Genomic DNA, 25,499 nt, shown 5'->3' with positions numbered 1-25,499 from the left:
AAAAAAATTCCGAAGCGGGTATTTTTTATGCGGAAAAATAGCAGAAAATAAATTAGCTTGGCAAATTAATAAACAGATTATAAACAGGGATAAAAGAAACTGTAAATCTTAAAAAAGTGTAAAATACACAAAAAACAGTTGCATTTTTTGTGCAGATGTATATTATATATAGTTAGCCGACTAATTAAAAAGAAAATGGCCACTGCTTCGTATATCATTAACAGGGAGCAGGTGTCTGATCGGATGAGAGAGGAGTGACAGCGTGTTTTGTAAGGAGGAAGATGAGAAAGAAAGGCAGAGCAGTTTTTTATCTCTGTTTATGAAGGTAGACCGTCATTTTATGACGAAATGCTTTGGTCAGATGCAGGAGCTTGGGATTTATCCGGGACAGATCCCGGTTCTGGGGCTTGTGTCCGGACGGGATGGCCTGAGTCAGCGGGAAATTGCAAAGATCCTGCATATCAAGCCGCCTACGGTAAATGTATCGATACAGAGACTGGAGAAAGCAGGCTTTCTTTATAAGAAACCGGATGAAAAGGACCAGCGTGTGACCAGGATCTACATGACAGAAAAGGGAAAGGAAATCAAGGCAAAAGCACTGGAACGGATCCATAAAAATGAGGCTGTAATGATGGAAGGCTTCAGTGAGGCGGAACAGTGCCTGCTTCGGAGATTTCTGGAGCAGATCCTTGTAAATATCGAAAAGATCCAGCCGGAGGAAGCCATAGAAAAGCTTCATCCGGATGAAATGACAGAAAGGAAGGAACAGAAACGTGATTAAACTGATGAAATATCTGAAACGATCTGCAGGTTACATCGTACTCATCATTGCGCTTCTTTTTCTTCAGGCATACTGTGATCTGTCTCTGCCGAATTACACATCAAATATCATCAATGTGGGAATTCAGCAGAACGGTATTGAAGACAGTGTTCCTGAGAAGATCAGAAAGACGTCCATGGACAGTCTGAAGCTGTTTATGGAGGAGGATGATGCGAAAACTGTGGATGGATTTTATGAGGAAGAGGGAGATGATCTGGTATTAAAGGATAAAATCTCCAAAGAAGACAGAGAAGAACTCAACGATATCTTCGGCAAACCGATGGTGATCGTTTCTACTCTGACGTCCGACAGTGAGGAATCAAAGGCAGCTCTTGCAAAGATGGGAATCCCGGAAGGGACTGATCCACTGGCGGCTCTTTCTCAGATGCCGGCAGAGGCTCTGGCTGCTATGAAGGAGCAGGTCGGAGAAAAGATCGACAAGATGCAGGAATCCATCATCACACAGGCAGGCGTTTCCTACGTTCGTGCAGAATATGAAGCCATGGGTGAAGATGTGGATGCCATACAGATGGATTACATGAAAGCAACAGGTATCCGCATGGTGCTGATGGCACTGGTCACCATGATGGCTGCAGTATGTGTGGTATTTCTTTCATCCAGAGTTGCTGCATCTATGGGACATGATCTCCGTGGGCTGGTTTATAACAAAGTCATAGGTTTTTCCAGCAGAGAGTACCATAAGTTTTCAACAGCATCCCTGATTACACGATGCACGAACGATATCCAGCAGATCCAGCAGGTAATGGCTATGATGTTCCGTATCGTGCTTTACGCGCCGATCCTTGGAATCGGTGGTGTGATCCGCGTGCTTCAGAGAGATTCCTCCATGACATGGATCCTTGGGGTGGCCATTGTACTGATCATGGCATTTATGGCAATGCTGTTCAGGATCGCAATGCCGAAATTTACAGCCCTGCAGACCATGGTAGATAAGCTGAACCTGGTAACAAGAGAAATCCTTACCGGTATTCCGGTTATCCGTGCATTCAGCCGGGAGAAACACGAGGAGGAGCGTTTTGAGGATGCAAATATCACTCTGACGAAGACAAACCTCTTTGTAAACCGTTGTATGACATTTATGATGCCGGTGATGATGCTGATCATGAACGCAGTTTCCGTACTGACCATCTACAGCGGTTCTTATGCGGTAGACAGCGGAAGCATGCAGGTTGGTGATGTTATGGCATTTATCCAGTATGCAATGCAGATCATCATGTCATTTTTGATGATCACAGCAATGTCTATCATGCTGCCGAGAGCAAATGTATCTGCACGCCGTATCAACGAGGTGCTTGAGACAGAAGTCAGTGTCCAGGATCCGGAGGATCCGGTACAGCCTTCCCAGGATGTGAAGGGTACTGTAGAATTTGACCATGTAAGCTTCGCATATCCGGAGGCAGGAGAGAATGTTATCACAGACATTTCTTTCAAGGCAGAAAAAGGTGAGACAGTAGCGATCATCGGAAGTACAGGAAGCGGTAAGAGTACACTGATCAATCTGATCCCGCGTTTCTATGATGCAACAGAAGGATCTGTGAAAGTGGATGGCGTGGATGTCCGGAAAATGACACAGAAGGATGTCCGTGACAGGATCGGTTACGTTCCGCAGAAGGGTATACTTTTCTCAGGAACCATTGATTCCAATATCCGTTACGGAAAGACAGAGATTCCGGAGGATGCAGTGAAAAAAGCAGCAGAGGTTGCACAGGCTACGGAGTTTATCGACACCAAGCCGGAGCGATATAAGACTCCGATCGCACAGGGAGGAAGCAATGTTTCCGGTGGACAGAAACAGAGGCTTTCCATCGCCAGAGCTATCGCAAAGGATCCGGAGATCTTTATCTTTGACGACAGCTTTTCCGCACTGGATTTCAAAACAGACAGTACACTTCGAAAAGCTCTGAAAGAACATACAAAAGAAGCAACAACCATTATCGTGGCACAGCGTATCAGTACGATCTTAAATGCAGATAAGATCCTTGTACTGGACGATGGACATATGGCAGGGATCGGAAGCCATAAGGAGCTGATGAAATCCTGCGAGGTATATCGCCAGATTGCCATGAGTCAGTTATCAGAGGAGGAATTGGCATGAGTCAGCAGAGAAGAAGAGGCCCGATGGGCGGACACGGAATGCAGCCAACAGAGAAGGCCAAGGACTTCAAAGGCTCCATGAAAAAGCTCTTTGGCTATATGGGCAGATATAAATTCCGTTTTATCCTGATGTTTATCTTTGCAGTGGCAGGTACAGCGTTTAATATTGCAGGCCCGAAGATCCTTGGAAAAGCTACCACAGAGCTGTTCAATGGTCTGGTTGCCAAGGTAAACGGTACAGGCGGTATTGATTTCAGTAAGATTGGAATGATCCTTCTGTGGACTTTGGGACTGTATGTGGCAAGTGCATGCTTTTCCCTGATCCAGGGATTTGTCATGACGGGGATCTCCAATGATGTTACATACAATCTCCGAAAGGATATTTCAAAGAAGATCAACCGTCTGCCAATGAATTATTTCGAGAGCAGAACAAACGGTGAGATCCTTTCCAGGGTGACAAATGATGTGGATACCCTGCAGATGAGCATCAACCAGAGCATGACACAGCTGATCACATCCGTAACAACACTGATCGGTGTATTTATCATGATGCTTTCCATCAACGTGTGGATGACACTGGCAGCAGTGCTGATCCTGCCGGTTTCCATGCTTATCATTAATAAAGTAATGAAACACTCCCAGAAATATTTCCAGGCACAGCAGGAGTACCTGGGAAAAGTAAATGGTCAGGTTGAGGAAAATTTCGGCGGCCATGATGTGGTAAGAGTATTCAACAAAGAGCAGGATGCGCTGAAGGAATTTGAGCATGACAACCAGAAGCTTTATGAGTCTGCATGGAAGTCACAGTTCTTTTCCGGGATGATGATGCCGATCATGCAGTTTGTGGGAAATCTGGGATATGTGATGGTGGCACTTCTCGGAGGGCTTTTTGCCATCAAAGGAACTATCGAGGTTGGAGATATCCAGTCCTTCTTCCAGTATATTCGTAACTTTACACAGCCGATCCAGCAGATCGCCCAGGTTACAAACCTTCTGCAGTCTTCGGCGGCAGCTTCTGAGCGGGTATTTGAATTTCTTGAGGAGCCGGAGGAGGAGCTTCAGCCGGAGAACCCGGATTCCATTGAGGGACTGGAAGGAAATGTACAGTTTGAGCATGTGAGATTCGGTTATAATCCGGATAAGATCATTGTAAATGATTTTTCCGCAGATGTGCATGACGGTCAGAAGATCGCCATTGTAGGACCTACAGGTGCAGGAAAAACGACGATCGTAAAGCTGCTGATGCGTTTTTATGATGTAAATGGCGGAAGCATCAAGGTTGACGGACATGATATCCGGAACTTCAACCGCAGCAATCTCCGTGAGATGTTCGGAATGGTGCTGCAGGACACCTGGCTGTTTTCCGGAACCATTATGGAAAATATCCGCTACGGAAGACTGGACGCAACGGATGAAGAGGTGATCGCAGCAGCAAAAGCGGCCCATATCCACAACTTTATCATGCAGCAGCCCGGCGGCTACCAGATGGTCCTGGATGAGGAAACCAGCAATGTTTCTCAGGGGCAGAAACAGCTGCTTACCATTGCGAGAGCGATCCTGGCAGACAATAAGATCCTGATCCTGGATGAGGCCACATCTTCCGTTGATACAAGAACGGAAATGCAGATCCAGAAGGCTATGGATAACCTGATGAAGGGCAGAACAAGTTTTGTTATCGCTCACAGACTTTCTACCATTAAGGATGCAGATCTGATCCTGGTAATGAAGGACGGAGATATCATTGAGCAGGGAAATCATGAAGAGCTGCTGGCACGGAAGGGCTTCTATGCGGATCTGTATAACAGCCAGTTTGAGAAAAAAGAGGCACAGGCATAAGATAACCTGAGTATTGGGCAGGATTACAGCACCGGAAATGTACTTCCATCCGAAAAACGGATCGGCCACGTTTCCGGTGCTTTTTTTGCGGATTTTTTTCAGGTTAATGTGGTGAATAAATATTGTATAATTCATATAAAAATGATGGGAATAATAATATAAATTATATGAAAATAGCACAAAATCGTAAGAAAGTACAGTCTGTTCGGAAGAATAAAGAGGAATTCCATGATTCATACAGTATAATAGGATATATCGAGTGTGTGGAAAAACTACAAACTGGAAAATGCGGAATGTTAAAGAGAAGAGAGGTATTTTTATTATGAAACAGAAAGCAATGGATATGAAACTTGTAGTAAAACCGTTGGTTGGATGTCTGACACATACACATTTCTGGGAGGGACCATGTCGTGCCGGACATAAAGAGGATATGACTGTTGAAGCTGAGACAAAAGCAGCTGATGAGGCATTCAAAAATTCAGTTAAGGGATTACAAGGGGTTATTGATGAGGTAGAATTCACGGAGTCTGTGGATGTCCGCTATAATGAGTCTTTTGTTGTAGATAAAGACCTTTTTGCAAAAATCGGAGAGGATGTTGATGAGATCGATTGCTTCCTCTGCATGGGATGGAGAATTCCTAAGCTTGAGCGTTTCGGAAAGCCGGTCGTTATCTGGCAGAACGGAAACGAAGGAATTGATTTTGCAGCATACTGCCGTTCCATCGGAGTAGAGGCATATGTATGTATGGATCTTCAGGATGTGAATGAGATCATGCATATTCTCTGGGTAAGAAAAGCAGTTCGCAATACAAGGGCGCTTGTACTGACAGCAGGATCTCAGCCTACATTCGGAATTCAGAGTCTGATCCGCGATCCGGAGATCCTTCGTCAGCGTTACGGAGTTGAAGTGGTGAAGCTTCCATTTACATCCATTTTCAAATATATGGATGAGATCACAGATGAGGAAGCAAAGCCGATTGCAGATAAGATCATTGCTGGATCTACTGATACACAGGTAAACACAGACTGGTTTATCAATGACGTGAAATATTATCTGGCTGCCAAAAAGATGATGGATATTTATGACTGCAACGCTTTCTCAACCGCATGTCATGAGCTCTGTACAACAGAAATCCCGCAGAACCGTAAATTCACACCATGTATGTGTCATTCCATCATGAAAGACGAGGGAATTCCAAGCGGATGTGAGGAAGACCTTAACGCATTGATGGCCATGCTGATCATGCAGTATGCCGGAAAACGTCCGGCATTCATGGGTAACCCGAACCACGAGACAGACGAGCTTCTCCGCATCCACCATGCAGTACCGGCTCTTCAGATGAACGGTTATGGAACAAAACCGCTGGCATACAAACTCTGGGCATTCACAGGCCAGGGATTCGGTGGAAAACTGCAGGTTGACTTCACAGAGAACGATGATGATTATATCACACTTGGACGTTTCAATCCGGCAGGCGATACCATGTGCATCAAGAAAGGCAAGGTTATCCGTTCTGAATATGCAGATACATACTGCAGTCCGTTCTACTACATCCAGATGGACGATGCAAGAGAATTCATGCACAATCTTGCAGGATTCGGACATCATCAGGTGCTGATCTTCGGTGATTACACAAAGATGATCAAGAAGATTGCAAAAATTATGAACTTCAATATTCTGGAAGGATGATTGGATGATATATCTGAACAACGGGGCAACTTCCTGGCCGAAGCCCCCTGCTGTTTTGGAAGCTGTGCAGGCGTGCCTTAGCGGCACGCCTGCTTCGCAGTTCCGGGGCGGCAGCTCGATCATGAAAAAAGATGTGGAAGTACTTTGCCGGGAAAAACTGGGACAGCTCCTTGGAATCAGGGAAACAGAGAGAATATTTTTTACATCAGGGGCAACAGAAAGCATGAATACAGTCCTTGGGGGGCTGGACTACGGTGAAAAAGGCAGTAGCATCCTGGTAACGCAGACAGAGCATAACAGTGTGCTACGTCCGGTATATAATCTGGAACAGCTGAGAGAACATCCGGTGCTGGTAGTGAAGTGTACGATAAACGGGACAGTGACGGAAGAAGCCCTGGAAACAGCAGTACGACCGGACAGCCGTGTGCTGATCGTGAACCACTGTTCCAACGTGACAGGCTGTGTGCAGGATATGGAGATGATCCGGGAATTTGTAAAGAGACATGGACTGATCCTGATCGTGGATGTGTCGCAGAGTGCTGGCTGTATCCCTGTTGATGCAGATAAATGGGAAGCAGATGCGCTTATTTTTACAGGCCACAAAAGTCTGATGGGAATTCAGGGAATCGGCGGATTTTATGTCGGGAGCGGAATTGAGCTGAAGCCTCTGAAATATGGGGGAACCGGAAGAAACAGCGCACAGCTTACCTACGAGAACAAAGATTATGAGTATGAGGTAGGAACTCAGAACATGCCGGGAATCACAGGACTTCTGGCTGGGGCGGAGTTTATTGAGCAGACAGGACTTGCGGCAATTATGGAAAAAGAAGCTCGTCTGATGGAAATGCTTTATTGTGGTCTGGAACAGATAGAGGGTGTAAGGAGCTACGGAAACCATGACGTATGCAGAGGACCTGTGATGAGCCTGAATTTTCAGGGACTGAAAGCTTCGGATGCCGCGTATATTCTGGAAAGCGGATATGGGATCATTGTCCGTTCAGGGCTTCACTGTTCGCCATTGATCCATAAGGCAATGGGAACAGAAGAGGGCGGAACTGTGAGAGTAAGTGTTTCGTGGTTTACGGAGGAGAAGGATATAAAGGAATTTTTAGGAGCTGCGAAGGAAATAGCAGCATCTGTGGCACGGAATATTTAGCAGGCAAGTTACAGAGCAAATTTATACGGATGTATTACGAAGAACGATCACAGGAATCAGTCATATAGGGCAGACAGCAGATCCACGGGAAATCTGCCTGTAAAGGAAAGGGGAATACACGATTATGAAAATAATAGGAAAACAGCCTTCCAGGGAAAAATGTGCAGAATCCGGCTGGTTTGCCTGGGATTATCTTCTGGATGAACCGGTAGAGCGGGAATTCATTCTGAAGCTGAGACCATTGGGTGGATTCACATATCTTGATATGCTGAAACAGCCGTTTTTTAAGATTGACAGCGATTACTATATGATAAAAGGAATTCAGGGTAATGATTATTTCCGCATTGCTGTCCATGGGAAGCACGAAGATCAGCTGGAAGAGTTAGAACGAACTATCACAGATTGCATGGAAAAATAATATCTGCTATAATATTGTGAGCGTAAGAAGACACTGGAAAGGCTGCCGGTCCTGCCGGAAACAGCTGATGCGATGACAGTGTCTGCGTTTACAGGAGGCAGAATTTGCGATTAGAGAGAGACAACATACCCCTTGACAAAGAATTTCCTTTTCAGATTTCAGAGGTGGAACTGACACCGGAGAACAGTCGGCCTGGAAGTTATCACTGGCACAGCTATTTCGAGATCACCTGTGTGTTGGGGGGCAAGGGAAATTATTTTGTAAACGGGCAGGAATATACAATGGAAGAAGATGACATCATCATCTTCAATAATGTGGAGCCTCATGGATGGAAGCTGATCGGTGGAGACATGAAGCTTCTTGTGATGATCTTTTCACCGGAATTCGTGGCCGAAAAGCTGAGTATTTTTGATACGGAATATCTGAAGCCTTTTGTTGAGAGAGGAAGTAATTTTAAGAACCGTATCGGCAGGGAAGAAGAGGTAAGCGGAGAGATCCGTTCCAGTATCTGGGAGATCTATCACGAATGGCAGCAGAAAAAAGAAGGCTATCCGCTGATGATCAAGGCGAATGTACTTCGCATCCTTACCATGCTGATCCGGGCTTATCAGGATGAGAGCAAGTCAGGGGAAATGCTCCGTGAGAAGAAAAATGCAATGAAGCGTCTTGAGCAGGCTTTTAATTACATAGATGATCATTACTGTGAGAAGATCACTCTGGAAGAAGTTGCTTCTTCCGTATATATGAGTTCCAACTATTTTTCTTCTTATTTCCGTAAGGTGACAAATATCAGTTTCAGCGATTATGTCACAAGGATGAGGATCAACCATGCGCGTGAGCTTCTTCGGGAAACAGATAAAAATGTTACGGAAATCGCCATGGAATGCGGATTTAATAATATTTCCAATTTTTACAGACTTTACAAAAAACACGTGGGGAAACCGCCGAAAGATGAGAAGCAGAAGAAACAGTAAAAATAGTTAAAATTCATGAGCGGATAAGTCATAGACGGAAATCAGGCTTCGATGTTAGGATAAAAGTAAGAAATTTTGTCCTGATATCGGAGCTTTTTTATTAGAAAGGCTCCGATATCAGAAACGGAATATTAATGTCTGATTTACCGGACAGATAAGGAGAAGGGAAATTATGGTTAAAACAGATAGCTATGTACAGTTTGAAGCTGGAAAGCTGACATACCGGGTGGTTCCGGTGACAGAGGAGATCATCCGCATGATCGTTTCCGGAAAAGAGATCAAAGAGGCACAGGACTCCCTGATCATTGAGAAAAAAGAATATCCTGAGGTTGATTTTTCAGCAGAGGAAAATGCAGGAAGTATCATTGTGAAAACTGTGAAAGTTTGTGCAGAGATCAACACTGCATCCGGTGATATCATCTGGAAGCATGCAGACGGAAGCAAGTGGCTTTCCCAGAAGAAACCGGAACTGACTGAAACAGATGTGATCCACTATAATACAGGCGATGAGGAGCCGATCATCAACCGTGTAAAGACAGTTGACGGTGAGAGGAATTTTATCCAGAATCTGAAAGCTGAGAAAGTAAGAACAGCATATCGTGGAAAACTGTTCTTCACATGGAAAGAGGATGAGGAAATCCATGGGCTTGGCCAGGCAGAGGAAGGTATTTACAATTACAGAGGTCACTGCCAGTACTTATATCAGCATAACATGCGTATCCCGATGCCGGTTTTGGTTTCCACAGAAGGATATGGAATTCTTGTTGACTGCTGTTCACTTATGACTTTTAATGATGATCTGAAAGATTCCTATCTGTTTCTGGATACTGTAGATCAGATCGATTATTATTTTATGGGCGGTCATACTATGGATGAGATCATCCATGATTACCGTTATCTTACAGGCAAGGCGCAGATGCTGCCGAAATGGGCTTATGGCTATGTACAGTCCAAAGAGCAGTATTACACGGCAAAAGAGCTTCTTGAGATTGTTCGCCACTACCGTAAGATCGGGGTTCCGCTTGACTGTGTGGTACAGGACTGGAATACCTGGGATCCTGGAAACTGGGGCGAGAAGATCCTGGATCAGAAGCGTTACGGAGATATGAAAGAATGTGCGGAGGAAATCCACAAACTGAATGCCCATACCATGGTTTCCGTATGGCCGAATATGAATGCAGGCGGCAAGAACCATACAGAGTTTTTTAAGACTGGTCATCTTCTTTATGATTATGCGACTTATGATGCTTTTAATGAAGAAGCGAGAGAAATGTACTGGAAACAGGCACAGGAAGGACTTTTTGACCAGGGCTTTGATTCCTGGTGGTGCGATTCCACAGAACCGTTTTCCGGTCCTGACTGGAGTGGTGCAGCAAAAAGAGAGCCATGGGAAAGATATGAGCTTGTCGGCGGTGAGCACAAGAAATATCTGGATCCTGCTGTTGCCAATGCTTTTGCACTGATGCATGCAAAGGGAATTTATGAGAATCAGAGAAAAACTACAGAAGAGAAACGAGTTCTTAACCTGACACGTTCCGGCTATGCTTCCGGCCAGAAATATTCTGCAATGCTGTGGTCAGGCGATACCTGTGCATCCTGGGATAATCTTAAGACACAGATCGTGGAAGGCCTGAATATGGGACTGAGTGGATATCCATACTGGACACTGGATATCGGCGCTTTCTTTACAGTTGCTGATAAGTGGCAGAACCGTGGATGCGGCTGCAACACAGATCCGGAGCCGAAATGGTTCTGGCAGGGCAAATATAACGAAGGTGTGAAGGATAAAGGATACTGTGAGCTGTATACAAGATGGCTGGAGATGGGAACCTTCCTTCCGATGTTCCGTTCCCATGGAACTGATACACCAAGAGAAATCTGGAACTTTGGTGAAAAAGGAACCATGTTCTATGATGCCATCGAGAAGTTTATCAAGCTCCGTTATCATCTGATGCCGTATATTTATTCCCTTGCAGGTGCTGTACATTTTAATGATTATACGATTATGAGAAGCCTTCTCTTTGACTTCCCGGAGGATAAAGAAGCACGCAAGGTTGAGAATGAGTTTATGTTCGGACCGTCCCTTCTGATCTGTGCTGTTACAGAGCCGATGTATTACGGACCGGAGAGTACTGAGCTCCATAGAGAGAAAACATGGAAATGCTATCTCCCGGCAGGTACGAAATGGTACGATTACTGGACAAGCAAGGAGTATGAAGGCGGCCAGTACGTAACCGTAGATGCTCCGATCGACCGGATGCCGATCTTTGTAAAAGCAGGAAGTATCCTTCCTGTTGCAGAGGGACTTGTATATGCTTCCCAGAAACCTGAGGAGTCGGTGAAACTTATGGTATATCCAGGTGAAGACTGCAAGTTCACTATTTATGAGGATGAGGGAAATAACTACAATTTTGAAAACGGTGCTTATGCAACAACAGAGCTTACCTGGGATGATAAAACAGGAACTCTGACTGTTGGCGGGCGTCAGGGAAGTTATCCGGGAATGGAAGAAGTTTCCTATGTGACTGAAGTTGTAAAATAAATAAGCGATAATAAGGAAAGACTGTCTGAAAAGGTGCCTGGCATCTCTTTGGGCAGCCTTTTTTTACTCTATACATCGTGACGGCTTTCGGGTATAATTCTGTAATAAGGCATTTTTATGCCTGAGAAAAAACAACAGAAACGGGAGGATTTTACCATGATCATAACAACAACGCCATCTGTAGAGGGAAGAGCAATCCGTGAATATAAAGGAATCGCATTCGGAGAAGTGATCACAGGAGTAAATTTCATGAAAGATCTTGGAGCAGGTCTTCGGAATTTCTTTGGCGGCAGAAGCGCCGGTTATGAGGAAGAACTTCAGAAAGCCAGAGGAGAAGCCCTGGCAGAGCTGGAGCAGCGTGCAGGTGCAATGGGAGCTAATGCAGTGATCGGTGTGGATATTGACTACGAAGTGCTTGGTGCAGATAATGGAATGCTGATGGTAACAGCAAGTGGAACTGCTGTAGTGGTGGATTAAGGCTTATGGCAGCGGTAAAAAACGGACGTGAATACCTTTCACATGTGACAGAGACATTGAAGCACAGGATCGCACAGCTGGATGAATCCATAGAGGTCGGGCAGAAAGAAATCGAAGGTATGCATGAGTACTACTGGGAAAACTATACAGAGATGGACCAGTACGGATATGAGAATTTTGATAACCAGCAGGCACTTCTCCATGAGATCAATGCCAGCAATGAGAAGATCGAACTGCGTCGGAGATTCAGGAAGATGATGGATTCACCGTTTTTCGGAAGGGTGGATTTCTGCTATGAAGGAGAAGATGAGCCGGAGATATTTTATATCGGAATTGCGAACCTGGCTGAGGAGAACGGCGGACTTCCGTTGATCTATGACTGGAGAGCACCTGTGTCCGGACTGTTTTATGATTTTGACAAGGGACCGGCTTCCTACCAGGCTCCGCTTGGCGAGATCCACGGGGATATTGCTGCCAAGTGGCAGTACAAGATCCGCGGTGGAAAAATGATCTATGAGTTTGAGAGTGATGTGAAGATTGACGATGAGATCCTGAAGGCAGAGCTTGGAAGCAACGGTGATGTACAGCTGAAGAATATTATCCGCACGATCCAGAAGGAGCAGAATGCGATCATCCGAAACACTTCGGATCGTATCATGGTGATCCAGGGAGCAGCAGGAAGCGGAAAGACTTCCATTGCCCTTCACAGGATCGCTTATCTCCTGTATCATGACAGGAAAAATCTGAAATCTTCTTCTGTGCTGGTGCTTTCACCGAATGGGGTGTTCTCGGACTATATTTCCCATATCCTGCCGGAGCTTGGCGAGGAGAATATCCGGGAGATGAGCTTTGACCTTTTTGCATACAAGAGACTGAAAAATGTTGTTTCTGACTGTGAAGACAGATATGATCTGATCGAGCGTCAGATTGCAGGATTATGCGATGAAAAGCTTCTGAAAGAGAAACTGTCACGGGATTTTCTGGATCGTATGGAAGGATATCTGGTGGAGCTTGAGGACAGCCTTATGAACTTCCGTGATGTGGAACACAGAGGCGTGGTCAAAAAAGAGCAGGAGATCATAGAGCTTTTTTACTTTAAATTCATGGATATCCCGCTGCTTTCCAGAATGGATGCAGTAGCAGAATATTTCATTGATGAGGTGGAGACTCTTAAGGGATTCGATCTTCCGGATGAGGAAAGGGAGGCTGTGAAGAACCGTTTCTACAGGATGTATGAGACAAGAGATCTCTATGTGCTGTACAACCGTTTCCTGAGACAGGAGGGTTTTCCTTCTCTTCCACAGGTTCAGTATGAAAAAAGAAAGCTGCGCTATGAGGATGTGTATCCGGTTTTGTATCTGAAATATCGGCTGGAAACTCAGCAGGAGGATTCCGGTGTGCGCCATCTGATCGTGGATGAGATGCAGGATTATTCCATGATCCAGTATCTGATCATTCAGAGACTCTTTAAATGCAGGATGACTATTCTTGGGGACAGAGAACAGACTATGGACGGCGAGCAACAGGATGTGCTGACATTTCTGCCTAAGATCTTTGGAAAAGATATACGCAGGATCGTGATGAACAAGAGCTACCGTAATACTGTTGAGATTGCGTCTTATGCCAATAAACTGGCGGGAATTACGGAAGTGGAGCTTTTTGAACGTCATGGAAAACCTGTTGTGGAAAAAGAATTTCCGGGGCTTGAGGAGGCACTGGAGAGCGTAGTGAGAGAGCTGCGGCTTGAGAAGCAGGCAGTCATAGCTGAGAATGCAGATGAAGGTGTTGAAGATATTATTTCATATGAAACAGCAGCAGTGATCGCAAGAACTGCAGATGAAGCAAGGGAAACTTACTACATTCTGAAGGAGAAGCTGGAAGCAGAAGGCTTTGATACCAAGGAGCGTTTGTCCCTTCTTCACAGAGACAGCACAAACTTCCAAAAAGGCCTGACTGTCACAACATTCTACATGGCAAAGGGTCTGGAGTTTGATCAGGTATTTTCTGTATTTCCTGGGGAAGACCGAAGTCCGATCGTGGAGCGGGCGAGATATATTGCGGCGACGAGAGCTCTTCATGAATTGTATATGTATGAAGTTGTGAAATAAAATATAAAAAGTCATTTCAGAAGCCGGATGCTTTGGGAACAGAGCATAACCGGACGTCGTGAAATGACTTTTTTGTTTATATATACCTGGAAAATTTATTAACTGATCTGCTGGCTCTCTCCCTCATCTTTATATTCCAGAGGGCTTTTCCCTGTATGTTTCTTAAAGATCCTGCTGAAATATCCCTGGTCGTGATAGCCGCACATTTCACCGATCTGTTTTACAGAAAGGGAAGGCTCATGGATCAGCAGTTTCTGTGCATGGCTCATCCGGAGATTGATCAGATATTTGGTAGGGGTGCAGTCATAGACCTGACAGAAGATTTTGGTCAGGTAGCTGGGACTGTAGTTCATGGTTCCTGCAATCAGGTTCAGGTTGATATCCTCTGCATAATTCTGTACCATGAAGTTCTTGAGAAGCTCTGCAATCTGTCCCGGTGACATGCAGGAAGCACCTGGGGCGAATACGGTTTCGTAGTCATCACGTTTGATCTGAAGTTCCTGTTTGATCTTAAGGAGAACATTTTGGAGTTCGTCCGGATCTACAGGCTTCAGAAGGTAATCAGAAACCTTCAGCGTGATGGCTTTTTTTGCATATTTAAAATCAGAAAATCCGCTGGTGATCACAAATTTCGTAAAGGGAAACTGATCACGGATCCTGGTGAGCAGGGTGATTCCGTCCATGACGGGCATCTTGATATCCGTAAATACCACATCCGGGCTCATCTGTTCCACCAGCGAGAGGGCCTGTGCACCTGTCTGTGCTGTGCCGATCACCTGAAAATCAGGATCTGCTTTTTCAATCTTATGTACCAGATTATTCAGAAGAAGTTCTTCATCTTCTGCCACAATAACAGTATAGTTCATAGTATTATTCCTCCGCATCTGTCTGAAAATACCGTCCAATAGAAACAATTCCGTGGCCGTCCGCTGTATTTCCATACCTGAAAATTATGTCATCTTTGCAGAAGAGTTTCCAGCGGAGAAATACATTGACAGTGCCAAGACCGTTGATCTTCAAAGCAGGCATGCCGGGATTTCGAATGGCATTCATGATATCTGAATTTATTTTTTTCTTGGCTTTTTCAGTGAATCCCGGTCCGGTGTCTGTAACATCGATCTGCCAGCTGTTTTGGTTTATTGTACTGCTGATTGTGATAGTCCATGGCGGTTCGCAGTCAGAACCATATTTGATAGCGTTTTCCACAATAGGCTGGATGATCAGCTTCGGAACCGGCTGATCCAGAAGAGATTCATCTACATCAATGGAATAATTCAGACTGGACTGGTAGCGGACCTTCATGCAGTAGAGATATTTCTGGACATAATCAAGCTCTTCGCGGAGTGTTACAGTTGTTTCAGCAGTATTGGTAATATAACGCATGATCCTGGAAAGATTGCGGCACATTTTTTCCACGGTATCCGTATCTCCGTTTTCTGCAAGCACCATAATGCTGGAAAGAGAGTTGTAATAAAAATGAGGATTAATCTGACTCTGCAAAGCCATGCTGCGTGCTTTCATTTCCTGCTCCTTGGCTTCGTTAAGCTGAGTCATGGAATCTTTTAGGTTATCGCTCATCAGCTGGAATGCCTGATACAGTTCTTCCAGTTCATTGACGGAAACTGGATAGGAAGTGACTTTTTCCTGGCCGAGAGTGTCCAGTTCCATACGCTGGATAATGTGCTTCAGGTGTTTCACCGGTTTTACTACAGAGCGGGAAAGCCTGTAGGAAACGATTACTGCTGCGGCAAGAAAAGTAGCAACAACAGCCAGAAGGATCTTCAGCATTTTGTATGCAGGGGCAAGGATCACAGATTCCGGTTGGATAGTCAGATAAGTGTAGCCTGTATATGCGGAATTCAGTCTGGAGACGTATTCTTTCTGATCTGTGACGGGACTCTGTATGGTAAGGGTATCCTGGTCAGAATCAGTAAGTTTGTAATATTTTGAAATATCATTGGTATCGTCGGCTGTGATATCATAAGGATAGATAAGATCGCCGGACTCATTGAAAACATAGACACTGGCAGCATTTCCGTGATTTTTTTTCTCATAGGAAATGATGCTCTTAAAGATGGATTTACATTGTTTGGCGGTTTCGATCACGCCGACACCACGGCCGTACTGGTTGGTGAAGGAGCGGTACAGGGAGATGAACCACTGGGGATAGCGGGCAGATTTTGAATAGACGTAAGTGCTGTAAGGAGCTGTCAGGACTTTTTTTCCGTTGGCTTCACGGGCTTTCTGGATCCATTCATTATGAGAGTCGTTGCTTTTTTTGACCATGGTGGAAAGGCCGGCCTGGAGCACATATCCGGAGAAATCATAAAGATTTACCTGATCTGCTTTCAATTCAGTGCCGCTTAAGGAGATAAAAAGATCGGACATGGCAGAAAGCATTTCATCGGAAATATTAAGGTCAAATTTCTGGTCGAGAACGGATTTCGACATGTTGCTGTAATTGATGTTTACAGATACAGTGTCAAGATTCTGGATTGCAGAGTCTACCTGGGACTGAAATGTGGAATTTAAGGTGCTCATGGCACTGATCTGGCTTTTCTTCAGCTGCCCGGATGAAAAAACATAAAAGAATATGGCAAAAGAAAAAAGGATCAGGCAGGCCATGCCAAGATAGGCGATAAAAAGTTTGGACTGCAGACTGCGTGTTTTCATATTGGTAAGCCCCCTGTGTGTGAAATGGTCGTGCAAAACATTGGCTAAAAGTATAGCACATTTGTAAAAAAAGTACAAACCGTAAAAATGTAATTCTGAAATAGTGCTTGAAAATGTCAATAGAAACTTGTGTATAGTTACGGAAAATATGAAAAAAGTATAATAAACTGTGAAAAAAGTACAAATACAGGGCAGGAATATCCATGGCTTTTAAAATGATCAGATGATAAACTAATATCATCAAGAGAGAACGAAAAATCAGTTCAAAAAAGGAGGAAACATTAATGAAAAGAAAGAGATTTCTGGCAGTAGCCTGTGCAGCAGCAATGATCGCTTCCATGACGACAGGACTTGCAGTGAACGTATCTGCAGCGGATGAGAAGAGCGATTTCGCAGGCGAGGAGCTCAGCATCCTGGTTTCAGCAGGATGGATGGACAATCGTTACGATGAGACAATTAAACGTTTTGAGGATACCTACGATGTTACCGTAGACCTTCAGACAATTCCGGCTGATCAGTATTCAGATCTTCTTCAGTCCAAACTTGCTACAGATTCCTGTGCAGATATCTTCTGGATCCAGTCCAACCCGTTTGCAATCGAATCTACCATCGTTGATCCTGAGAAATACTGCATCGACTTTACAGGAGCTTCCTGGGAGAATGTTATGCCGGAGACAAGAAAAGAGTCCTGCGTATACAATGACAAACTGTACGGACTTCAGATCTGGAACGCATCTCCGGAGTATGTAATGGTTTACAACAAGACACTGTTCGAAGAGAACGGCTGGGAAGTACCGACAACATATGATGAGCTGAAAGAACTCTGCGGTAAGATCCAGGATGCAGGAATCACACCTTGGTTCATGCCTGGTGCAGATGGATGGCAGCATCAGCTGGCATTTTTCCAGATCGGCGGCGTTTATGAAGAAGCAACACCCGGTCTTTATGACGAATTAAATGAAAACAAAGCAACATTTGCAGATAACGAGAAGATGCTTGAAGTTCTGAATGAGTTCAAAGAACTCTCTGATGCAGGATACTTCGGAGAAGACTGGATCGGAACAGACAGTACAAACATGTCCAACGAATTTGGTGACAGAAACTGTGCAATGGCACTTGCAAATTCCAGTTTCATCAAACAGATCCAGGAAGACACAGGCACATCTGATGAGTTTGGAATGTTCCTTGAGCCACTTGGCGACAATACCTGGTATCCAAGCAGCAACTCCGGCCCGACAATGTTTGGTTACAAGGGAACAGAGCATGAGGATCTTGTAAAAGAGTTCTTCAACTTCGTTACAACAACAGAGAGCCTTCAGGAAATTCTTGATAACTCTCCGGCATACACAAACCTTGACGTTAACGATGACAAGCTTGAGCAGCACTGGCTGCCGGAGGAGCAGGAGTTCCTTAAAACAGTTTCGGATGACAAGAAGGCTGTTGTAACACTTCAGACAGGTACAAAATATACAAACGATTACTGGACACAGTTTGGTCAGGATATGGTTGCATTCTGCCAGGGCGAGATGGAAGCAAATGATGTTCTTAAGAACATGGATACCAACCGTGCTGAGGCAGCAAAAACTGTAGGCGACGAGAACTGGAAATAAATAACAGAACTTAAAACTAGTTGACCCGAAGGCAGAGCCGGTATTTGCCGGCTCTGTTTTAACTTAAAACAGGAGGTGCTTTCTGTGAATAAGAAGAGAATCTATCCACAGTGGTTTCTGATACTGCCGTTGGCATTATATATCATTTTTTTCCTGCTTCCCAGTGTAATGGGTGTTGGTTACTCCTTTACAGACTGGAACTCCAGAAGTGTTCTTAATGGTACTCATTTTGTGGGACTGCAGAATTTTGCTGAGATTTTTACATCAGATAAGTCTTATCTGAGCGGTATTGGCAATACATTGAAGTTTACTATCATTTCCAACATCGTTAAGCTTATCCCGGCTCTTCTGATCGCGATTATGCTTCAGGAGGGACTTAAAGGCAAAGGGCTTTACAGAACATTGCTCTACCTGCCGTCTATTCTGCCTTTTGTAATCATTGGTCTTGTATTTAAATCCATCCTGAATTATAATAACGGACTTTTAAACACACTTCTTGATGCATTCCATCTTGGAATCTTCAAACAGAAATGGCTGTCTGATCTGGCTATTGTATGGAAATCCATTTATGGTGTAGATGCGTGGAGAGGCATTGGTTATGTCATGACTATCTTCCTTGCAGGTCTGAATACGATTCCGAAATCTTATTATGAGGCTGCGCAGATCGATGGTGCAAACTTCTGGCAGAGACTTCGGTATGTAACACTTCCGATGCTGAGTGGTGCTATCATGATCAACCTTGTATTTGGTATTACATATGGTCTGAAAGTATTCGATATTGTTTATGTACTTACAAACGGTGGCCCTGGACATGCAACAGAGGTTCTTACAACTTATGCATTCCAGCTCTATTCCAGAGGCCAGTATGGAATGTCTTCTGCATTGAATACCGTTCTTCTTGTAATTACAGCAATCATAGGTGTATTTATTGTTAAGACATTAAGTAAACAGGAGGTACAGCAGTAATGGCAAAAAAAAGAATTCAGAATATATTAAAACATGTTGTATGTATCCTGCTTTGTTTATGTGTCGTGCTTCCATTTTATATGGTATTGATCAACTCTTTTAAGACAAAAGCAGAAGCAGCCAGAATGAGTCTGGCACTTCCTACAGAATGGGTATTTTCCAACTACTCTGAGGTTATTGAAAAAGGAAGCCTGATCCAGGGATTCCTGAACAGTTTTGCATATGCGCTGATCGCTACAACACTTGGCGTTGTACTTTGCTCCATGGCTGCATTTGTTATGTGCCGTAAGAGAACAAAATTGAATGTATTCCTGTATTACTTTGTACTTTGCGGACTGTTCTTCCCGGTCAACTATGTAACATTGGTACGTGTACTCAGTACACTTCACCTGAATGATACAAGAACTGGCATTATTATGGTGTTCACCAGCGCGATGATTCCGTTTTGTGTATTTACCATCCGTAACTTCGTAATCTCTGTTCCGGTTGAGCTGGATGAGGCTGCAGTTATTGACGGCGCAGGCCCGTTAAGCCTGTTCTTTAAGATCATTATGCCGCTTCTGAAACCAACCATGGTAACATGTTTTATCCTTCAGTTCATGACAGTATGGAGTGATTTCCTTACACCTTTGTACCTGTCAAGCAAGAGCCGTCTCTTCCCGATGACAATGGCTGTATATCAGTTCTTCGGAAAGAACAAGAGTTACTGGAACTACATTTTTGCTGATATCGTACTTACCTGTATCCCGGTTATCATTGTTTACATGATCGGTCAGAAATATATTGTAGGTGGTATGACATCCGGCGCAGTAAAAGAATAAAGAAAAATATTATAAGAATTATAAAAAAGCACTGCGAGATGAAAAATTGAATTCATCTTACAGTGCTTTTTACTATTGAAATATTAAAAATTACTGCATGTTTTCACAGAAGATCTCCTCCATGGAAGCCTTAAGCGGAACGCCAAGCCTGCGTAAAGTTCCGTCCAGGGCAGCAAAAACTTCTCTTACATTATAGAATGTAGCGTTGTTTCCCATATGTCCGATGCGGATCACTTTGCCAGCCAGGACATCGAAGGAACCTGCCAGCATAATGTTGTAGTCTTTTTTTACTCCCTCAAGGATCGCTTCGGCTGTTGTGCCCTCCGGTACTTCAAAAACAGTAACTGTATTGGAATATCCGCTGTGCAGGTAAAGGTTCAGGCCTGCGCCTGTGATGGCTTTTCTGGAGGCACTGGCGATCTTTGCGTGGCGGGAGAGGATGGCAGGGTCTGCTGCGATGTTGTCAATGGCAGTGCGGAGTCCGTAGATATCGCTGATCGGCATTGTATATGGAAACCATTTCTCTTCGTAATAATGTGCAAAAGTTGTAAGATTGGCATAGAAAGAAGCAATTGGTGTCTTACGGTCTGCCATGGATTTCTTTGCATCGTCGCTGACTACAACAAAGGTAAGTCCCGGAGGTGCAGATACCACCTTCTGTGATCCGCCGCACATGATATCGATCTGGCATGCATCAATGTTCAGAGGCTCGCCGAAGGAAGCGGAGACAGAATCTACAACGGTAAGGATCCCGTATTTTTTAAGAAGCGGGCAGATGGCAGCTACATCGTTAAGCATGCCACTTGGAGTATCACCGTGTACTACGGTTGCATATTTGTAGTCATGATTATCCGCAAGGAAGGCTTCCAGTTCCTTTACATCGAGGGTGTTCTGATAATCTCTGGTATAAAGCTCCGGTCTGCCTCCGTACATGGAAACAAAATCGGCAAAGCCTTTTCCGTAGATACCATTGTCCAGAACAAGAACCTTATCTCCGGGCTCAGTCATGGAAGCAATGGCAGCCTCCAGTCCAAGGATACCCTCACCGCTTAAGATGAGAGTTTCGTTGGAGGTGTGGAGAAGAGAGCTGATCTTCTCGCAGGTTTCTTTATAAAATTCGACAAAATCTTCGTCCAGATCCGGATTTGTGCATTCCATGCTTCTTGCCAGACGGACATTTTCTGCGACCTGTGTAGGTCCCGGTGTCATGATCTTATACATAAGCTCACCTCTTGATCTTTATAGTATTTCCGTAAATTACGGCTGCTTTTTTAATCCGGTTTTTCTTGCTGCAAGGTTTAAGGGGGTGATCACTATGAGAACGATGACAGCTGCAACACCGATCTGGACCAGGTTTCCCGGGATGGAAGATACCGGTGCCAGTGGATTTCCATAGATGATAACCTCTGCAATGTAGTATCCTACTACTTTGATCACGCAGGCTGCGGCAATGGCGATCACATACCATTTCATGTTCTGGTGCCGGTGATCTTCTGTGAGCTTACCTACTGTGAAGCCCATGATCCCTACAATAATAAGAGTAAATGGTGCCCACAGGGTCCAGCCGGAGAGAAGGTCAAAGAGCCCCATTCCGATACCACCGGCAATGGCTCCGGTTTTCTTTCCAAATAAAATGGCACCGATGAATAACGGCACATTTCCAAGGTGGATCAGTCCGCCGTTGGCTGCGATCGGAAGCTTAACATTAATAAATGCGGTGAAGATATAAGTCAGCGCAACAAATGCGGCTGTAATGGTGAGAAACTGAACAGATGAAAGCTCCTGGTCAGTTCTCTGAGATGTCTGAACTGCTTTTTCCATAGTGATAGATCCTTTCCCGAAAACATCGATGTATGGATGTCCTCTTTTCATATATTTTTGGTTGGGTATACTTTACAACATGAGTGTACATGAATAAAGACACAATTATAGAAAAAAAAGAGGGGACAGATCTGAGAGGGATATTTGTCATTAAAACAGGAGGTTTACCTGGTGGGAAATAAAACAGAGTTTTCGTAATGAAGGCGTAAAACGGGAAATACAGGGTCAGCATAGGAAGAGAATAAGATAGGTATATCTGGGAAGATTATAATGTTAGAAAAATCCTGTACGGAGCAGGATGTCTGCTTACGGTTCACCGGCAATGTCCCGCGAGGTGTTTTTTGTGAGTGAAGGTCACAGAAAACCCGAGATATATTCATAAAGTACAGGGAGAAATCAATTGACAAAGCTGTAATAAAATCGTAAACTATAGCAAAGAGTGTGTTCAGGAGTGAATGTTCCGGACACACTTTGTGACTGATGATGATTATGAGGAGGATACTATGAAGAATAAAAAATTTATTGCACTTTTAGCTATGACTGTTGCTCTTTCTGGTGTCATGACGGCATGTAGTTTCGGAGGAGGAAAAGAGGACAGCGTGGTTGTGGAGTCTACTCCTACTCCGACACCGGCGAAAAAAGCGAAGGTTACACCGACTGTTGCAGCAGATGCACAGAATACAACCTATACATCCAAGGATAAATCTGTAGCGATCAAGCTTCCGGATGCAACCTGGGCCAACAAGTCCGATGAGACAGATATGGTGAGCTTCGAGTCTCCGGACCAGGGCAGGATCCTGATCCTTCATGGCTCCGGTGCTGACCTGGAATCCGCAGTGATCCCGAACTCCCAGGATATGGCAGTTTCCATGACACAGGCAGAGAACATGGTAAATGGAACCGATTTTGAGATCCAGGATTACAAGGCAGATCAGAAAGACGGAATCAACATTTATTCTTATACTGTGAAATATAAGGATACGACCAAGAGTGACGGTTATGTATATGCTATCAATAAATACTTTGTAAGTGACAGCGAGTATTACAGCATTGTGGCCTCTGTTAAAAAAGAGGATGCTCTGAAAAAGGTTCAGGAGTCTGTCGACAGCTTTGCGATCCTTGGTGATTCCACTCTGAAGAGTGCGGCAAATGGTTCCGCAGCCAAGACTGCCGGTAAAGATAATGCAGCAGCTTCCTCTGACGGAAATGCATCTGCAGATGGTAATGCAGCAGCTTCTACTGACGGAGCAGCAGATGGAACTACAGCTGCCGGCGGAAGCACATCTGCCGACGGAAGTGCAGCGTCTGACGGAAGCAGCACATCTGACGGTTCTTCCGATGGAACTGCATCCACTGACAGCAGCTCCTCCGGTGCTATCGTAAATGGCGGATTTACAGATGAGCAGCTTGGCAACACAGATGAGACAAGAACTATTTACAGAAACTCCGATGGTAAACCACGTGTTATCGTTCCGGACGGAAACGGTGCATGGATGGATAACGAAGGAAACCGTTTCACCTTCTCTTCTCAGTATGACTGTGATGTATACGAAGAGGATGGAACAAGCTTCTACTGGCACGGTGAGGCTGCAGACGTATACTATATGCCTGTACAGTAAAGCCTGGAGCAGCAGGAGATTCGGTTAGATAAGAGTTCCGGGATCACAGCTTTTGTGGCTGCGGTCCCGGATTTTTTGTGTCATATTATGTCAGAGGCGTATACTTATACAGGAAGACATGGTATAATGTGAACGCTGCGGGCGATGGAACGTCCGAAAAATATTTGGAGGTTTTTATGGAAGCATACAGCGATTTTGCCAGAGTTTATGATATTTTCATGGATAATGTGGAATATGAAAAATGGGCGGAATATCTTATAGGAAGTCTTAAAGAATACGGAATTGAAGACGGGATCGTGCTGGAACTTGGCTGTGGGACCGGAGTGATGACAGAGCTTCTGGCTGAGTCCGGTTATGATATGATCGGTGTGGATAACTCTGAGGAAATGCTTGGCGAAGCCATGGAAAAACGTGCAGAATCCGGCCATGAGATCCTTTATCTGGAACAGGATATGCGGGAGTTTGAACTTTATGGAACGGTACGTGCTGTCGTCAGCGTCTGTGACTGTATGAATTACATCACAGAGGAGAAGGATCTGCTTACTGTATTTAAACTGGTGAACAATTATCTTGATCCGGATGGAATTTTCATATTTGATATGAACACCCCGTATAAATACCGGGAAATGCTTGGAAATACGACTATTGCAGAGAATCGGGAAGAGGGAAGCTTTATCTGGGAAAATGAATTTGATGAGGAGACCGGGATCAATGTGTATGATCTGACTCTGTTTCTTCCGAGAGAAGATGGTCTTTATGAGAGAGACGAGGAAATTCATTACCAGAAGTCCTATGATCCGGAGAAAGTAAGGGAACTTCTTGAAAAGGCAGGCTTGATCCCGCTGGCGGTTTATGACGCATACACCAAGGATGTGCCGAAGCCGGACAGCGGAAGACTGACTTTTGTGGCCAGAGAACATGGAAAGGAAATTCCGTCAGAAGAGAAATAAAGGAGGAAATTTTTTTATATGAGTGATTATATTGTAAGAGCAACAGCGGCAAACAGCCAGATCCGTGCATTTGCGGCTGTTACAACCGATATGGTGGAGACAGCGAGAAAGAATCATAACACCAGTCCGGTGGCAACAGCGGCACTGGGACGTCTCCTTACCGGCGGTGCTATGATGGGAGCTATGATGAAAGGAGAAAAGGATCTCCTTACACTTCGGATCCATGCAGGCGGACCACTGCAGGGAATCACAGTAACTGCAGATTCTCACGGAAATGTAAAGGGTTATGTGGGAAATCCGGATGTATGTATCCCGGCAAACAGTAAAGGCAAGCTGGATGTTGCGGGAGCTGTCGGTGTAGGCTTTATGGATGTGATCAAGGATATGGGACTGAAAGAGCCATATGTGGGACAGGTTGCTCTTCAGACCAGCGAGATCGCAGAAGATCTCACCTATTATTTTGCAACCAGCGAGCAGGTTCCGTCTGCGGTAGGACTGGGTGTGCTGATGAATAAGGATAATACAGTCCGTCAGGCGGGAGGCTTTATTGTACAGCTGATGCCTTTTGCAGAGGAAGAAGTGATCGCAAAGCTTGAGGAAAACGTATCAAAGATCGATTCTGTTACCAATCTTCTGGAGCAGGGACATACACCGGAAAGTCTTCTTGAAAAAGTACTGGAAGGCTTTGACATAGAGATCAATGATACACTGCCCACACAGTTCCATTGCAACTGCTGCAGAGAGCGTGTGGAAAAAGCGCTGATCAGCATCGGAAGAAAAGAACTTAACGAGATGATCCAGGAAGGCAAGGACATTGAGATGAACTGTCATTTCTGCAATAAGAATTATAATTTTACCGTGGAAGATCTTAAGAGGATCATAAGAGAGTGCAAGCGATAAAAC

Annotated in this window: 20 protein-coding genes; 16 read left to right on the top strand and 4 right to left on the bottom strand. The window is 44.6% G+C overall.

From position 1 onward, the window contains the following. Window positions 1–262: 262 nt before the first annotated feature. From EYS05_RS01550 to EYS05_RS01505, 10 genes are all read left to right on the top strand, one after another. On the top strand, window positions 263–781 hold the full coding sequence (locus EYS05_RS01550) for a MarR family winged helix-turn-helix transcriptional regulator (RefSeq protein ID WP_227588606.1): 519 nt from the start codon (window positions 263–265) through the stop codon (window positions 779–781). Continuing rightward, a complete protein-coding gene (locus tag EYS05_RS01545) occupies window positions 774–2,936 on the top strand; it encodes an ABC transporter ATP-binding protein (RefSeq protein WP_138276436.1) in 2,163 nt (720 codons plus the stop codon). The genes EYS05_RS01550 and EYS05_RS01545 overlap by 8 nt, the downstream gene beginning before the upstream one ends. Then, window positions 2,933–4,771 carry an ABC transporter ATP-binding protein gene (locus EYS05_RS01540; RefSeq protein ID WP_138276435.1) on the top strand — a complete coding sequence of 613 codons (1,839 nt, stop codon included), beginning with the start codon at window positions 2,933–2,935 and terminating at the stop codon, window positions 4,769–4,771. The genes EYS05_RS01545 and EYS05_RS01540 overlap by 4 nt, the downstream gene beginning before the upstream one ends. A 322-nt stretch (window positions 4,772–5,093) precedes the next feature. Beyond that, the gene (locus tag EYS05_RS01535; protein ID WP_138276434.1) at window positions 5,094–6,461 is read left to right on the top strand and encodes a hypothetical protein; all 1,368 of its coding nucleotides are present in this window, start codon (window positions 5,094–5,096) and stop codon (window positions 6,459–6,461) included. 4 nt (window positions 6,462–6,465) lie between these two features. Further along, complete coding sequence (locus EYS05_RS01530; RefSeq protein ID WP_138276433.1) at window positions 6,466–7,617, top strand: aminotransferase class V-fold PLP-dependent enzyme; 1,152 nt, start codon at window positions 6,466–6,468, stop codon at window positions 7,615–7,617. Window positions 7,618–7,741: 124 nt separating this feature from the next. Next, entirely contained in the window at window positions 7,742–8,035 is a 294-nt protein-coding gene (locus EYS05_RS01525) for a hypothetical protein (RefSeq protein WP_110103239.1), read from the top strand. A 104-nt stretch (window positions 8,036–8,139) separates the two neighbouring features. Then, window positions 8,140–9,009 carry an AraC family transcriptional regulator gene (locus EYS05_RS01520; RefSeq protein WP_092068404.1) on the top strand — a complete coding sequence of 290 codons (870 nt, stop codon included), beginning with the start codon at window positions 8,140–8,142 and terminating at the stop codon, window positions 9,007–9,009. Between the two features lie 172 nt (window positions 9,010–9,181). Continuing rightward, a complete protein-coding gene (locus tag EYS05_RS01515) occupies window positions 9,182–11,551 on the top strand; it encodes a glycoside hydrolase family 31 protein (protein WP_138276432.1) in 2,370 nt (789 codons plus the stop codon). Between the two features lie 156 nt (window positions 11,552–11,707). Continuing rightward, window positions 11,708–12,028 carry a putative heavy metal-binding protein gene (locus EYS05_RS01510; RefSeq protein WP_015527228.1) on the top strand — a complete coding sequence of 107 codons (321 nt, stop codon included), beginning with the start codon at window positions 11,708–11,710 and terminating at the stop codon, window positions 12,026–12,028. 5 nt (window positions 12,029–12,033) lie between these two features. After that, window positions 12,034–14,136, top strand: coding sequence for a HelD family protein (locus tag EYS05_RS01505; RefSeq protein ID WP_118514259.1), 2,103 nt, complete (start codon window positions 12,034–12,036; stop codon window positions 14,134–14,136). 98 nt (window positions 14,137–14,234) lie between these two features. Here the strand turns inward: EYS05_RS01505 and EYS05_RS01500 are convergent, their stop codons facing one another. Beyond that, window positions 14,235–15,002, bottom strand: a complete 768-nt coding sequence (locus tag EYS05_RS01500) for a response regulator transcription factor (RefSeq protein ID WP_118368961.1) — start codon at window positions 15,000–15,002, stop codon at window positions 14,235–14,237. 4 nt (window positions 15,003–15,006) lie between these two features. After that, entirely contained in the window at window positions 15,007–16,809 is a 1,803-nt protein-coding gene (locus EYS05_RS01495) for a sensor histidine kinase (RefSeq protein ID WP_138276431.1), read from the bottom strand. A gap of 284 nt (window positions 16,810–17,093) precedes the next feature. On the opposite strand from EYS05_RS01495, the gene EYS05_RS01490 reads away from it, so the two are divergent. The 3 genes from EYS05_RS01490 (at window position 17,094) to EYS05_RS01480 (ending at window position 20,206) form a co-directional block, all read left to right on the top strand. After that, window positions 17,094–18,419, top strand: coding sequence for an ABC transporter substrate-binding protein (locus EYS05_RS01490; RefSeq protein WP_138276430.1), 1,326 nt, complete (start codon window positions 17,094–17,096; stop codon window positions 18,417–18,419). Between the two features lie 84 nt (window positions 18,420–18,503). After that, on the top strand, window positions 18,504–19,385 hold the full coding sequence (locus tag EYS05_RS01485) for a carbohydrate ABC transporter permease (RefSeq protein WP_226843038.1): 882 nt from the start codon (window positions 18,504–18,506) through the stop codon (window positions 19,383–19,385). Further along, on the top strand, window positions 19,385–20,206 hold the full coding sequence (locus EYS05_RS01480; protein WP_138276429.1) for a carbohydrate ABC transporter permease: 822 nt from the start codon (window positions 19,385–19,387) through the stop codon (window positions 20,204–20,206). The genes EYS05_RS01485 and EYS05_RS01480 overlap by 1 nt, the downstream gene beginning before the upstream one ends. A 90-nt stretch (window positions 20,207–20,296) precedes the next feature. Here EYS05_RS01480 and EYS05_RS01475 read toward each other — a convergent pair whose 3' ends face one another. Beyond that, window positions 20,297–21,427, bottom strand: a complete 1,131-nt coding sequence (locus tag EYS05_RS01475; protein ID WP_138276428.1) for a pyridoxal-phosphate-dependent aminotransferase family protein — start codon at window positions 21,425–21,427, stop codon at window positions 20,297–20,299. Between the two features lie 36 nt (window positions 21,428–21,463). Further along, window positions 21,464–22,027 (bottom strand): ECF transporter S component, encoded by a 564-nt coding sequence (locus tag EYS05_RS01470; protein WP_138276427.1) that lies wholly within the window; start codon window positions 22,025–22,027, stop codon window positions 21,464–21,466. Window positions 22,028–22,530: 503 nt separating this feature from the next. Between EYS05_RS01470 and EYS05_RS01465 the strand changes: the two genes are divergently transcribed. From EYS05_RS01465 to hslO, 3 genes are all read left to right on the top strand, one after another. Then, on the top strand, window positions 22,531–23,646 hold the full coding sequence (locus EYS05_RS01465) for a hypothetical protein (RefSeq protein WP_243101157.1): 1,116 nt from the start codon (window positions 22,531–22,533) through the stop codon (window positions 23,644–23,646). A 176-nt stretch (window positions 23,647–23,822) separates the two neighbouring features. Continuing rightward, window positions 23,823–24,596, top strand: a complete 774-nt coding sequence (locus EYS05_RS01460) for a class I SAM-dependent DNA methyltransferase (protein ID WP_138276426.1) — start codon at window positions 23,823–23,825, stop codon at window positions 24,594–24,596. A gap of 18 nt (window positions 24,597–24,614) precedes the next feature. Then, complete coding sequence (gene hslO / locus EYS05_RS01455) at window positions 24,615–25,496, top strand: Hsp33 family molecular chaperone HslO (RefSeq protein WP_015527218.1); 882 nt, start codon at window positions 24,615–24,617, stop codon at window positions 25,494–25,496. Window positions 25,497–25,499: the final 3 nt, after the last annotated feature.

Origin of the sequence: Blautia sp. SC05B48 (assembly GCF_005848555.1) — a bacterium.
Taxonomy (GTDB): Bacteria; Bacillota; Clostridia; order Lachnospirales; family Lachnospiraceae; genus Blautia_A.
The sequence above is the reverse complement of the archived record's forward strand: the minus strand, read 5'-3'. Positions and strand labels throughout refer to the sequence as shown.

Excerpts from the sequence above, each read along its gene's own strand:
- EYS05_RS01475 (WP_138276428.1), bottom strand. The coding sequence starts at position 21,427 with ATGTATAAGATCATGACACCGGGACCTACACAGGTCGCAGAAAATGTC.
- hslO (WP_015527218.1), top strand. The coding sequence starts at position 24,615 with ATGAGTGATTATATTGTAAGAGCAACAGCGGCAAACAGCCAGATCCGT.
- EYS05_RS01525 (WP_110103239.1), top strand. The coding sequence starts at position 7,742 with ATGAAAATAATAGGAAAACAGCCTTCCAGGGAAAAATGTGCAGAATCC.
- EYS05_RS01510 (WP_015527228.1), top strand. The coding sequence starts at position 11,708 with ATGATCATAACAACAACGCCATCTGTAGAGGGAAGAGCAATCCGTGAA.
- EYS05_RS01535 (WP_138276434.1), top strand. The coding sequence starts at position 5,094 with ATGAAACAGAAAGCAATGGATATGAAACTTGTAGTAAAACCGTTGGTT.
- EYS05_RS01495 (WP_138276431.1), bottom strand. The coding sequence starts at position 16,809 with ATGAAAACACGCAGTCTGCAGTCCAAACTTTTTATCGCCTATCTTGGC.
- EYS05_RS01530 (WP_138276433.1), top strand. The coding sequence starts at position 6,466 with ATGATATATCTGAACAACGGGGCAACTTCCTGGCCGAAGCCCCCTGCT.
- EYS05_RS01480 (WP_138276429.1), top strand. The coding sequence starts at position 19,385 with ATGGCAAAAAAAAGAATTCAGAATATATTAAAACATGTTGTATGTATC.
- EYS05_RS01500 (WP_118368961.1), bottom strand. The coding sequence starts at position 15,002 with ATGAACTATACTGTTATTGTGGCAGAAGATGAAGAACTTCTTCTGAAT.
- EYS05_RS01505 (WP_118514259.1), top strand. The coding sequence starts at position 12,034 with ATGGCAGCGGTAAAAAACGGACGTGAATACCTTTCACATGTGACAGAG.
- EYS05_RS01515 (WP_138276432.1), top strand. The coding sequence starts at position 9,182 with ATGGTTAAAACAGATAGCTATGTACAGTTTGAAGCTGGAAAGCTGACA.
- EYS05_RS01540 (WP_138276435.1), top strand. The coding sequence starts at position 2,933 with ATGAGTCAGCAGAGAAGAAGAGGCCCGATGGGCGGACACGGAATGCAG.
- EYS05_RS01465 (WP_243101157.1), top strand. The coding sequence starts at position 22,531 with ATGAAGAATAAAAAATTTATTGCACTTTTAGCTATGACTGTTGCTCTT.
- EYS05_RS01460 (WP_138276426.1), top strand. The coding sequence starts at position 23,823 with ATGGAAGCATACAGCGATTTTGCCAGAGTTTATGATATTTTCATGGAT.
- EYS05_RS01490 (WP_138276430.1), top strand. The coding sequence starts at position 17,094 with ATGAAAAGAAAGAGATTTCTGGCAGTAGCCTGTGCAGCAGCAATGATC.
- EYS05_RS01470 (WP_138276427.1), bottom strand. The coding sequence starts at position 22,027 with ATGGAAAAAGCAGTTCAGACATCTCAGAGAACTGACCAGGAGCTTTCA.